Source organism: Wolbachia endosymbiont (group B) of Xanthorhoe designata (assembly GCF_964028585.1).
GTDB lineage: Bacteria > Pseudomonadota > Alphaproteobacteria > Rickettsiales > Anaplasmataceae > Wolbachia.
The window spans coordinates 153859-166928 of sequence record NZ_OZ034794.1 but is presented as its reverse complement, the minus strand read 5'-3'; the positions used below and the strand labels follow the sequence as shown (position 1 = coordinate 166928).

Sequence of the window (13070 nt, the reverse complement as noted above, 5' to 3'; positions counted from 1 at the left end):
CATCCAAAGGAGGCATAAGCTGTTAACAAAGCTGAGACTTTTCTTGCAATCCCTCAATTTTTGGATCGTTAATTTTGCTATTGCAGCTACTCATTGCATAAACATTAAGACAAATGTTTGTCACTATTCCAACAAGCATGCACATCCCTGTAACTGCTGCAGCTACAGTAAAAGCTGTGCCTAAAGTTCCACTTGTAAATATAGCGGCTATTAACGTTGGAACAAATAGATAGAATGAAGGTTTGATTACGTAACTATAAATCTTTTCAATTCTATCGAAATTTTTCCATGGTCCAGCAAGATTTCTTGCCATTTTAACCTGGGTTTCTAAGTTTTGCTTAAAGTAATCACTAAAACTAGTACTTGGAGAATCGTTATCAAGAATTGAAAGAGAAAACATCTTCTGGCCTTTAAATTCCCCGTTCATGCACTTAAAATTCCTAATATTAAATTTAGATCCATTAATATACCTAAGGTTAAACTGCATATTAGGATTCAATATATGATTTAAAGTGCTTGCCTTTCTATCTATTAAAACTTCGAGCTTTTCTTTGTTCTTATCATAATAGTCAATAAAATCTCTTAACTCTTTTGATAGCTTTTCTAGATCTATTTTTATGCCATAGCCTCTCAATATGATCAGAAAGGCACAAAAGTTTTGTAAATAACTTTTGGTGCCACTAAAGCTCAAATAAAATGATCTACCATGATCAATTTTTGCCCAGAGTTTTTCTTTTACTTTTTTACCCTTTGCATTTTCATACTCCTTTTCTATTACACCAAAATTTTCTGATTGTGTAATGTCAACTTCTCCAAGCAATATTTGAGCAGCCAGTATTTTCTCAAAACCTTTTGCATCTTGGTAATTTTTGCCTTTTTCCTGAAGATCCATTAATGTTGTAAATTTGTCCAAAAACTTTGATCTCAGATAAAGCTTATCCTGGTATTTCTCTTTCTCAATGTGCTCTTTAAATTGATCATTACGATTAGCAAATCTTTCCTTTGGCAAATCGTTATTTGTTACCAATTCAACAATTGGAGCTCTGTCATATAAAAACAGCTTATATAAACCACCAGCAACATATTCCCTGATAAAATCAGCAATATTGAGGTCATCATGACATATATTGCTTTCTACTTGCTGCCATAATTGATCAATAAGATTGTTTATTACAAAATCTGGCAAATAAGGATTTTGCAATTTTGTAGCTTTTCTTGATCCTTTGTAAAAAGATTCTTTGAATTGTGCTAACTTAGACTGTTCTTCCTCTTTTGTAAGCGTATGATTTAGAACAGACTTAATCATGAAATGTGCCTTATCACCTTCATTGTTACTATACTCATGCTCTGCTTGAAATCCTGAGCTGCAGCCTGCTTCTTTCTCTCCTACTTTCTTGAACTCGCTTATAGGCTGAATTGTTCTATCATGGAAATGTTTTTCCAGAGTTTCTATATTTTCCTTTTTATTTTTCTTAGATTGTTCTTTTACTACTTCTAAATCTTCCTTTTCCTTTTTAATCAAGTCTTTTACGAATTGATCCCATTGTTCTTGATTAAACTGACTCAATTCATTTTGATTTTCTTGTGTTGTACCTAACATAAAATTCCCCTACAAAATTAACTAAAATATTTTAATTTAACATGAATATTAAGTATTTATTAAAAATATTAGCGTATCTAGCAATATATGTCAAATTCTTTATTATTAGGTGATAACTTTCCTTTTTTGTTACAAAAGCCCTATATAGCTTTATACGGAAAGCCTTAAAAGCTTACCAAAAGCCTAAACTTGCTTGAAAAGCAAGTAAGTATTATAAAATTAAATAAAAGAAATTGAATATGACAGAATGGCTAATCTCTAACCAATTTACTGATTATAACCATGCTATAAAATTCATGGAAGCAAAAATTCAACAAATTTACAATAATTTATCTGACGAGCTAGTATGGCTGCTCCAGCACCCTCCACTTTACACTGCAGGAATCGGTGCAACAGATGATGACATTATTGAAAAATTATTTCCTATATATAAAACAGGTAGGGGTGGTAAATATACATATCACGGGCCAGGGCAGCGCATTATATACTTAATGCTAAACCTCAAAAAAAGAAACAAATGTGACATCAAGCTGTATATCAGGGACCTAAGTAATTGGATCATAAATGTTTTAAAACACTTTAATATACTTGGGGAATTTAAGGAAGATAGAATAGGCATTTGGGTGAACAACAACGGAGTAGAAGAAAAAATAGCAGCTTTTGGCATTCGCTTGAGAAAATGGGTAACTTATCATGGCATAGCACTTAATGTCTCTCCAAACCTTTCCCACTATAAGGGTATTATTCCTTGTGGACTAAAAGATTACGGCGTTACATCAATGGAAAAACTAGGAGTAAAAGTTTCTCTTTGCGAATTAGATGATATATTAAAGCAAGAGTTTCATAAGATATTTTAATGTATTCCTTTATTCTTTATTTTCTATGCCTTTTACTCACTAATCCTGCACACACAATCAATCAAGTTGATATTATTGCTCCTTCTTCGAAAGGAAAAGAATCAGATCTGCCTACTATAAGAGAATACGTAAAAACTTTGGGTTTTAATCCTCACATTTCGGAGAAAATATACAGTAATGACAACCCATTTTATTCTAACTCTGATGAGTTTAGAGCGAATGATTTGGTTAATGCGCTCACTGATGATAGCAAAATAATTTGGTGTATCAGAGGAGGAGAAGGGGCTTCTCGGCTAATTCCCTATCTAGAAAAGTTACCCAATGATAAAAAAGAAAGAATTGCTCAAAACAAAAATAAGAAAATTCTTATAGGCTATAGTGACATCACTGCTTTACATATCTATCTACAGGTTCAATATGACTGGCAAACCCTTCACGGCACCATGTTAGAGATGATAGTAAATAACTCTGTTGCTGAAAGCTCTGTTGAAAAATTAAAAGAATTAATTCTTAACCAACGCAACTCTATCAGATTTGACAACTTAAAGATGATAAATAATGGAGTTAGACTAAAAAATGGCAGATTAGAGTCTAAAATCATCGGTGGTAATATGACTTTGGTTGAAAATAGCATAGGAACTGCTTGGCAAATAAACGCAAAAAACAAAATTCTATTTTTAGAAGACATAAAAGTTTATCCATATTCAATTGAGCGCAGTCTAGATCACCTAAAACAAGCTCATATTTTTGATGGAGTAGATGCAGTAATCTTTGGAGACTTTATTAACTGTTATAATGATAATCTTGTTGAAGTTGTAAAAGAAAGGTTTGCAAAAAGTGTTAACTTTCCTGTATTTACAATAAAAGGGGTAGGTCATGGACATACAAATGACCCTTTACCTTTCAACACTCACACTACCATTAGCGTTCAAGACGAGAAGGAGTTTATGGATGTGCAACAGTTATACAAGTAGCTTTATCTAACACTCCTTTCATTCCAGCACTTTCCCTTCAACCATTCAAGTAGCCCTCCTTCTTGTAATCCCAGTGCCTAGACACTGGAATCCAGATCAAGTACGGCTATTATCCAAATAACCCTTCGTTGTTATTCAAGCAGCCCCTTCGTTGTCATCCCAATGCCCAGACACTGGGATCCAGGAACCTGCGTCACGCGCTCTACTATGAAGGAATGCTAGCAAACTCCCTGCTGTCCATTTATTAAGGCGGCAGATGATTTCTCTGCTCCATCAACTTTAGTACTAGGCTTTAGTAATTCATATGTAGCATAACCAACTACCAGTGCTGCTGCTGTAACTGCAACCACTGCTATAACGATAGGTATCAACTGAGCTGTAATTGTTCCAGTTGTAAAAAGTGCCACTGCTATAGAAGTGCCTAATAATCCAGTTACTCCACCGGCAATCTTTCCTTTACGAGATGCTTTCAAAAAAGAACCTCCTCCTGCTTCTAATAGAGCTTTTATTACGTTTTTACTCTTAGCATAATCTACCGGAGTCTTTCCATTTTTATCTACTGCATTAACATTTGCTTCTGCTTGAAGTAAAACCTTTACTACACTTTCGCAACCACTCGAAGCAGCTAAATGCAAAGCAGTAAGACCATTCATATTTTTCTCATTAACATTTGCTCCTTCTATAATTAAAGCATTTACTACATTTTCGTTACCATTCTTAGCAGCTAAATGCAAAGGAACCACACCAAAAGAACTTTTCCCATTAACATTTGCTCCTTTTTCAAGTAAAATCTCTACTATACCTTCGTGACCATTATTAGTAGCTAAATACAAAACAGTATTAGCATGATGATCTCTCACATTAACATCTGCTCCTTTTTCAACTAAAATCTCTACTATATTTGTGTGACCATTCTCAGCAGCTATCATTAATAACGTAAACTCCTTCGTTGAGAAGAGAGGACCAAATACATAATTTAAATCAAATTCACCTTTCTCCCACTCTAGATATAGATATAGATCTTGATCCTGTTTCTTTAGTTCTTCTTGTATTTCCTCAATTATATTATCTTGATTTAAGCCTTCCTTAACCTCAATCGTACTCAGTACTTTTTTCAGTAATTCATATTCTCCTGTCATAATTCTACCTTCAATATTAAACAATATGTTTAATTATTACATAGTTATGATAAAAAGTCAATTAAAACAAGCTAATAACCGGGATTGTGAATAGTAAATTAGATTCAAATAGCCTATTTGGTGTTATTTCAGTGTTAGACCTTTTCATATCCTTACGAGCAAATTAATGTTATCCTTTTATTGCTAATCTAAAGTTTTTTATGTTCATACACTTGCGTGTTCATAGCGTTTATTCTCTGCTTGAGAGTTCGGTTAAAATTGAGGAGCTGATTGGTCTTTGTTTGCAGAACAAAATGCCGGCAGTTGCAGTTACTGACTCAGGTAACTTATTTGGCTCACTTGAATTTGCAGAATATGCAGCTAATAGGGGAATACAGCTAATAATAGGATGCAATATTATCGTTCGACACTTAGAACAAAATTTATCAATACTGCTACTTGCAAAAAATGAACAAGGGTACACTAATTTAGTCACCTTGGTGAGTGAGTCTTTTAAAAAGCGCAAGAATAATAGCGATATTCCTTACGTTGATTTTGATGAGCTATTAAATTTAAGTTCAGGCCTAATCGCCTTAACTGGTGGATATGACGGCATATTGGCTCAACTGTTATTGAAGCAAGATAAAGAAACGATAAAAAGACTGCTCTCAGCATTCGATGGTCATTTATATGTTGAATTGCAGCGTCATGGGCTGAATAAAGAGCTAGAGCTTGAAGAAGCTTTAATAGATTTTGCTTATCAGCGCAATATACCACTAGTTGCAACGAATGATGTGTTTTTTCCAAATAAGTCTGACTATGAGGCTTATGACATATTAACGTGCATATCGGAGGGCAGTTATGCCCTGGAGAATAACAGAAAGAAGTTAACTACCGAGCATTACTTCAAATCTGTGGCAGAAATGGAGGAGCTGTTCAGCGACATTCCCGAAGCAATTCATAACACTTTAGTGATAGCTAAGCGGTGCTCTTACATGCCAAGAAGCAGGCAGCCTATCTTACCTAAATTTCCTTGTCGAGAAAATAAAACTGAGAATGAAGAACTGAGGGAGCAGGCAGTTTCAGGGTTGAAGCTGCGTATTGCAAATGAAACGGACATAGACCTTAAACAATACTACGATCGGCTGAATTACGAACTAAGCGTAATAACTTCGATGAACTACGCTGGCTACTTTTTGATAGTTTCTGATTTCATTCGTTGGAGCAAAGCAAATGGCATTCCAGTTGGACCGGGAAGAGGTTCTGGTGCTGGGTCGATTGTTGCTTGGAGCTTACAAATTACAGATCTTGATCCAATAAAATTTGGTCTGATCTTTGAAAGATTTTTAAATCCTGATCGTATATCGATGCCCGATTTTGACATTGATTTCTGCCAGGAAAAGAGGGATTTAGTTATTGATTATGTTTGGAAGAAGTACGGTTATGTTGCTCAAATAATCACTTTCGGAAAATTGCAGGCTAGAGCTGTGCTGCGTGACGTTGGTAGAGTATTGCAGATGCCCTACGCTCAGGTGGATAAAATATCCAAAATGGTTCCATTTAATCCGGTAAATCCGGTAACTTTATCACAAGCGATAGAGTTTGATCAAAATCTGCAGAAAGAACGAGATAGTGATGAAGTAATTGCAAAACTCCTTGATATCTCTTTGAAGCTTGAAGGAATATACCGTCACGTTTCAACTCATGCTGCTGGAGTTGTGATATGCGATCAAAAGTTAGAAAATTTTGTTCCCGTCTATTATGATCCAAATTCGGCTTTGCCAATCACTCAATACAGCATGAAATATGTGGAGAAAGCTGGGTTAATAAAATTTGATTTTCTTGGACTTGGTACGCTAACACTAATAGATCATGTATGTCGTTTAATTAATCGTGATGAAAAAAAATTTGATATTTCCTCGGTTTCTTTGGCTGATCAAAGAACTTATGAAATGCTCTCAAGAGGTGATTCAATCGGAGTGTTTCAGCTTGAAAGTTCAGGGATGAGAGAAGCTTTAATCAAACTAAAGCCAGACTGTATTGAAGATATCATCGCTTTAATTTCTCTTTATCGCCCAGGGCCTATGGATAACATCCCAACTTATGTTGCAAGAAAGCATGGACTTGAAAAGCCAGATTACATTCATCCATTGCTTGAGGAGGTGTTAAAAGAAACATTCGGAGTAATAATCTACCAAGAACAGGTAATGGAAATAGCGCGTATTCTCTCTGGATATAGCCTCGCAGAAGCAGATTTACTCAGACGTGCCATGGGTAAGAAAATTAAGGAAGAGATGGATAAACAACGTGAACTTTTTGTTCAAGGAGCAACAAAACACGGTGTTGATTACGACAGGGCAAGTTATATTTTTGATCTTGTTGCAAAATTTGCTGGTTATGGATTTAATAAATCCCACGCTGCAGCATATGCGATTATATCTTACCAAACAGCTTACCTTAAGGCTAACTACCCGCTAGAATTTTTTACGGCCTTGATGAATCTCAACATTGATGATAGAGACAAACTGAATTTGTTTTATCATGCTGCAAAATTCAGTGGAGTTGCTGTTCTTTCGCCTGATATCAGCAAATCTAAGGCTGAATTTTCAATAGAGGGTGAGCGCATACGCTACGGAATTGCTGCTTTGCGTAATGTTGGTTTTGCTATAGCAGAAGGAATAGTAAATGCACCTTATAAGGACATATGGGAATTTATTCAAAATTTGGGGCATATAATAAATAAAAGGGCATTAGAAAGTTTAATTAAATCTGGAACATTCGATAGTGTGCACAAAAATAGAAAGCAGTTATACGAGTCAATAGACACATTGATTTACTTTGCAAATAAAAATAGGCAGTCAAATCAAGCTGCTTTATTTGGTAATCTTGATATTCTGAAGCCAAAACTTGAGAACGTGGAAGATTTTAATGAAGAGGAAAAATTAGAGCATGAGTTATTTTCATTGGGATTTTACTTAACTAATCATCCACTTGAAAAATTTAGAACTCTCTTGAAAAAATTAAATATTGGGTTTATCGGAGAGAGTAAAACGATAAAAACTGCTGGTGTAATATTAAATGTGCGTATGAGAACCTCAGAACGTGGAAGATTTGTTATCCTAACACTTTCTGATCCCCACAATGTTTCTGAAATAGCATTCTACAATAATGAAATAATAGAAGAAAAAAGGAATCTATTTTCACCCGGAGCATTTGTGATAATTGATCTTGAAATTTCAGAAAACACAACGAGACTATCAGGAAAGGACATATCTGAATTTACAGAAAAGGTTACTTCTCTAATGAAAGGATTAGTTTTAACTGCTGTATGTGCAGACTCGCAAAAAGTTGCTGAGGAGTTGAATGCAGTGTTGAAAAATGGAGGCAAAACCAAAATAATGCTAAAGTTTCTTCTCGAAAAACATAAAGTCAGCATCTTGTTGCCAGGTACATATTCAATCACCCCCCAAGCTATTTATGAAATATCTCACTTAAGTTGGATTGAAGACGTAGAAATTAATACAAATAACTTGCTTATATAAAAAAGTTTTATATAATAAAGTGTTTAATTGATATTAAAGGAAGATATAGTGAATCTCTATGAATTTACTTTTATAGCACAACCGAACTTATTGCAGCAAGAAGTAGAAGAAATGGTCCAAGAATTGGCTATTTTGTTGAAAAATATTAAAGCAGATGTTATTTCTCAGGAGGTTAAAGGTCTCATAGAAAGAGAACATAGCACAGTTACAAAACAAGAGCTAGAGGCAAGTACTGAAAGCATTAAAAAAAGTCTGATTGTTTACTCTGATTTTTTAGAAACTCTGACAAAAATTTTATGGGTTGAATTGGAAGAAGATTTTTCAAATTTAAAAGAAATAAAGTCAAGAATCGATAAAGAATTAAAAAATGAACTAAGTGATACGGGAATAAAACAAAATTTTATGGACCTTCCAGGAGCTAACACTAAAAGTGCATTTATCTATAATGTAGTAAATGCTTTTAAGGAAAATATTTCACAATATCTAATAAAGCTCCTTCAAGAGGTTTTAAAAAGTTTTAAAATAGTAGACTCAAATCAATTGAATAAAACGCTGGAAGTGCTTTTGAAAAATATTGAAGCTTCAGGATTGATAAAATATGAATATTGGGGTCTACTGGATTTTGCATACCCAATAAATAAGATGAAAAGTGGTCATTACTGTATGATGTGTATAAGTTTTACTTCAAGCATTATGGATGAATTTGAGCGTAGAGTAAAACTGAATGAGAATATTATTCGCCACTTGTCTGTGCGGGTTAATGAGTTTTTTAAAGGTAAATCTTACATGATGGATAAACAAATTGAGGAGAAAAGTGCATAATGATGAAAAGACGAAATAGTTTTAATAATTCTTACGTGTCTGTAAATAACAGAACTGGCTTTAGGCGTCCTAAGGTCTGTCCTCTTGCTGCATCTAAAGATGAGGACATAGACTATAAGAATATAGATTTATTGTCCAAATTCACCTCTGACTATGGTAGAATATTACCTAGAAGGTTAACAGGTGTGTGCGCAAGAAAACAAAGAAAGTTGCGCTTAGCAATTATAAGAGCACGCTTTTTAGCTCTTGCTCCTTACTGTACTAAAAAAGTTAGGTAATTTATGTTAATAATTTTAAAGGAAAATATAACAACTTTAGGTAAGCTTGGTGAAGTTGTCAAAGTTAAGCCAGGTTATGCACGTAATTTTCTTTTTCCACAAAAAAAGGCGATGAAAGCCACTAAGGAAAATTTAATAAAGTTAGAGGAACAGCGTTTATTATTGGAAGAAGAAAATACCAAAAAATTAAATGCAGCAAAAGTGCTTGCATCATCACTGCATGATAAATTTATTATATTAATAAAACAAGCTTCAGAGGATGGAAAGATTTTTGGCTCTGTAACCACACGTGAAATTGCAAAAACTTTATTACAAGAAGGATATGATATAAGTCATCATAGTTTATCTTTGGGTGGAATAAGCATCAAAAATTTGGGCGAGTATCAAGTGAATATAGAATTACATAGTAAAGTGATAGTGCCAATTACTATATACATTGTCAGATCTGAGAAAGATGCACATGAATTAAGGCAAGCAAAGTTGCAAAATCAGAAATCTGAGCAACAAGAGGCAGAGCAAGATGCGAGTAAAGAAGCTACTGATGGTGATGATAGCTGATCAAAGATGATCCCTTGTTATAGTCGTAAAGAAATGTCTTCCATTGCTAAGCTGGTGTCATCCCAGTGCATGATACTGGGATCCAGTGTCATGCACTGGAATGACACCATTATTGGAATAAATCAAAAATGATCCCACGCTATAGCCGCAAAGAAATCTCTTCTATTTGGGAAGAAAAAAATAAGTTCAACATATGGCTCAAAATAGAAAAATTAGCATGTGAAGCTCAAGCAAAATTAAAAGTTATTCCAAGTGATGTTGCTGAAAAGCTCTCTGGTGCTATTGAATTTGATATTGAGCGTATTAACGAAATTGAATCCATTGTAAAACATGATGTTATAGCTTTTTTGACATATATTGCTGAAAAAGCGGGAGTTGATGTTCGTTATCTCCATTACGGAATGACAAGTTCTGACGTTTTAGATACATGCCTTGCGGTTCAGTTAAAGGAATCATGTGATATTTTGCTCGAAAATTTAAAAAATATACTTGCAGCACTGAAAAAAAAGGCTGAGGACTATAAAAATATTGTTTGTGTTGGGCGCAGTCATGGAATGCATGCAGAATCAACAACTCTTGGATTAAAATTTGCTAGATTTTATGCTGAATTTAAACGCAATTATCAGAGATTAATTAGCGCGAAAACAGAGATCTCGATTTGTAAAATATCAGGTGCAGTAGGTAATTTTTCAAATGTTGATCCGTTTGTTGAAGAGTATGTAGCGAAAGAAATGGGACTTATACCTGAAACCATATCGTCTCAAGTCATTCCTCGTGATAGACACGCAATATTCTTTTCAGTTTTAGGAGTGATTGCAAGTTCAATAGAGAATATTGCCGTTGAAATACGTCACTTGCAAAGAACTGAAGTTGGAGAAATTTCTGAGTATTTTTCCACTGGTCAGAAGGGAAGTTCTGCTATGCCGCATAAGTGTAATCCTATTTTAAGTGAGAATTTGACTGGGCTCTCACGCTTAATACGCAGCTATGTTTTTCCTGCATTAGAAAATGTTGCATTATGGCACGAACGAGATATATCGCACTCGTCTGTGGAAAGGTGCATTGCTCCTGATGCTTGTATAGCAATGGATTTTGCTTTAGTGCGATTAACAGATTTGATAGATAAATTGGTGATCAATAAGGAAAATATTGAAAAGAACTTAAATTCTTCAAAAGGCTTGGTTTTTTCACAACGAGTATTACTCGGGTTGGTAAATAGTGGTTTGGCGAGGGAAGAGGCGTATAAAATTGTTCAGAGCAATGCAATGAAAGTGAAACAAAACAATAGTGATTTTCTGGCCGAACTGAAACAAGATAAATTCTTACTTGAAGTTATTAACTCTAAAAAACTTGAATCTTTGTTTGATTTGAAGTATTATACGAAACATATAGATCATATATATAGCAAGGTTTTTAATGAGGCTGAGTAGCTCAGTGGTAGAGCAGGAGGATCATAATCTCTTGGTCGGGGGTTCAAATCCCTCCTCAGCCACTCAAGCTAAGCTATGGTTTGGCGGTAGCAGCGCATTTGACAAAATAACGTGATTCATTGTCAATTAACTGAAGTTTTTTTTCAGTTGTTCATATAGTATATGGAATAATGTATGTGAAGTGATAAAGATACAACATTTGTTGTATCTATTCAGGGGAATGGCTAATGGTATCCGTTCAAGAAAGTGGTAAGGTAGATGAGAAAAGACAACTAAATGAATTTCATCCGAGTAGCTGACACTGGCATCTATATAAAGACAATCTCATGCACTCATTTAAAGTGAAGTTTTCTGGATCCCAGTGTCAAAGCACTGGGATGACAAGAAAAGAGTTGACTTGAATGACACCGAATAGGCACTGGGACAGAGGCTACTTGAATAATATTTCACCATGTCATTCCAGCACTTGATGCTGGAATCCAGAAGTTTTTTGAGCACAAAAGTCATGCTAAATTTTTGTTGTTAAGAAAGGCTGGATAGCTACTTGCATGACACCATTTGTTACTGTGTTTTTGTCTATCTTATTTTGCTACCCTACTGAACGAATACACAAAATCTAACTTTTTTCTATACAACCAGCCAGGTCAAGAAAGGTAAATCTATCTCTTGTTGCAAATGTAAGATTGACTACCTTGCAATATTGCTCTTTGTTCCAATTAAGATGCTCCGGTAAGTACGGAATTGATAGATCTTCAAATACTTTCTGCAGGTGTTTTGCAGATAGTAAATTTTGCTTAATTAAACTAGAAATATTACTCCATTCTTTGCAAATAATCTCTTGAATTTTTTGCTGCATCATTTGCTTCTGCTTTAGAATTTTTATAAATTCGGTATTACTAAAGCACTGAGTTATATGTTTTACATCTAAAGTGATCGGTCTGGTAATCGGGTTTTGTATTGACAATATCTCCTCTTGCAAGTTAGCCATGGTAATCGTTGTCACAGCAATTTTTTCCCCATGTAACGAGGAGGAATAATCCTGTGTTACCATCTCAATTGCATGAGCTATCATATGTTCTCCTTGACTTGCAGAGTAACTGCCTTTTGACATCACCATTCCGAGTCCTGAAATCAATAAGGCTTCCATAAGTAATAAAACTACTCTTTTATCTTTTTTAGCAAGTGCCAGGTGTTCTCTAAGCAAAATTTCCTCCAGATTGCGAACAAGTTTAAAGGGGAGTTCATTATATTCTGTGCCAAGTAATAGATGAGATAATAGCCAATCGGCTTGTACTGTTGAACGGCAGATGAAATCTGCAAATCCACTTAATGTGAGACGTGGTGGTGCATTGGCAATTATATCGGTATCAATGTATATTGCCTTTGGAAGATGTGCTCCGAACGATTTTTTATATCCATCAACTAATATTGAAGCGTTTGCAGAGCTATATCCATTCATGGAAGCGGCTGTTGGGAACGATATATAATCTTTTTTCTCGAGGTAGCTTGCATATTTGCAGATATCATTAACAGCGCCACTACCAAATGCAACCATTAAGTCACTATCTTTTGCTTTATTTCTAACTAGGTTTACAGCTTGGAGGGAAGCAGCGCTGTTCAGTCTATTTGGTGTCATCCAAGTAGCGTGACACTGCGATCCATCATAGATTCCAGTGTCACGCTCTGGAATGATAGGTGTGGCTGGAATAATTAAATGAGAAACTTTATTAAGTATGTTTTTGTTTAAAAGTTTTGCTGTATTTTCATCTGCAATCAGAAAAATGTCATTTCCGTATTGTCTACATATTTCATAGATATTATCAGCAAGTACTGTTACTTCCCTAATAAGCACTTGTTCTGTGTGCTGTAATATTTGTTTTAAATATCGCAT

General features: G+C 34.7%; 10 protein-coding genes and 1 tRNA gene. 8 read left to right on the top strand and 3 right to left on the bottom strand.

The window, feature by feature from the left end; genetic code table 11:
• Positions 1-22: 22 nt before the first annotated feature.
• A complete protein-coding gene (locus ABWU64_RS00840; RefSeq protein ID WP_353279657.1) occupies positions 23-1600 on the bottom strand; it encodes a hypothetical protein in 1578 nt (525 codons plus the stop codon).
• A gap of 239 nt (positions 1601-1839) precedes the next feature.
• Here ABWU64_RS00840 and lipB point away from each other — a divergent pair, with 239 nt between their 5' ends.
• Positions 1840-2457 carry a lipoyl(octanoyl) transferase LipB gene (gene lipB, locus ABWU64_RS00835; protein WP_214241490.1) on the top strand — a complete coding sequence of 206 codons (618 nt, stop codon included), beginning with the start codon at positions 1840-1842 and terminating at the stop codon, positions 2455-2457.
• Positions 2457-3431, top strand: coding sequence for an LD-carboxypeptidase (locus ABWU64_RS00830; protein ID WP_015587944.1), 975 nt, complete (start codon positions 2457-2459; stop codon positions 3429-3431). Before lipB ends, ABWU64_RS00830 begins: the two co-directional genes overlap by 1 nt.
• Before the next feature lie 218 nt (positions 3432-3649).
• Here the strand turns inward: ABWU64_RS00830 and ABWU64_RS00825 are convergent, their stop codons facing one another.
• Positions 3650-4570 carry an ankyrin repeat domain-containing protein gene (locus ABWU64_RS00825; protein ID WP_353279656.1) on the bottom strand — a complete coding sequence of 307 codons (921 nt, stop codon included), beginning with the start codon at positions 4568-4570 and terminating at the stop codon, positions 3650-3652.
• Between the two features lie 200 nt (positions 4571-4770).
• Between ABWU64_RS00825 and dnaE the strand changes: the two genes are divergently transcribed.
• From dnaE to ABWU64_RS00795, 6 genes are all read left to right on the top strand, one after another.
• Positions 4771-8091, top strand: coding sequence for a DNA polymerase III subunit alpha (dnaE, locus tag ABWU64_RS00820; RefSeq protein ID WP_353279654.1), 3321 nt, complete (start codon positions 4771-4773; stop codon positions 8089-8091).
• A 48-nt stretch (positions 8092-8139) separates the two neighbouring features.
• A complete protein-coding gene (rpsF, locus tag ABWU64_RS00815) occupies positions 8140-8913 on the top strand; it encodes a 30S ribosomal protein S6 (protein WP_015587947.1) in 774 nt (257 codons plus the stop codon).
• Positions 8913-9191, top strand: a complete 279-nt coding sequence (gene rpsR, locus ABWU64_RS00810) for a 30S ribosomal protein S18 (RefSeq protein ID WP_015587948.1) — start codon at positions 8913-8915, stop codon at positions 9189-9191. Before rpsF ends, rpsR begins: the two co-directional genes overlap by 1 nt.
• A gap of 3 nt (positions 9192-9194) precedes the next feature.
• The gene (gene rplI, locus ABWU64_RS00805; protein ID WP_353279653.1) at positions 9195-9749 is read left to right on the top strand and encodes a 50S ribosomal protein L9; all 555 of its coding nucleotides are present in this window, start codon (positions 9195-9197) and stop codon (positions 9747-9749) included.
• Between the two features lie 128 nt (positions 9750-9877).
• Entirely contained in the window at positions 9878-11179 is a 1302-nt protein-coding gene (purB, locus tag ABWU64_RS00800) for an adenylosuccinate lyase (protein WP_353279652.1), read from the top strand.
• A tRNA-Met gene (locus ABWU64_RS00795) sits at positions 11170-11241 on the top strand. Before purB ends, ABWU64_RS00795 begins: the two co-directional genes overlap by 10 nt.
• 554 nt (positions 11242-11795) lie before the next feature.
• Here ABWU64_RS00795 and ABWU64_RS00790 read toward each other — a convergent pair.
• Positions 11796-13070: an iron-containing alcohol dehydrogenase gene (locus ABWU64_RS00790; RefSeq protein WP_353279650.1), complete on the bottom strand. Its 1275-nt coding sequence runs from the start codon at positions 13068-13070 to the stop codon at positions 11796-11798.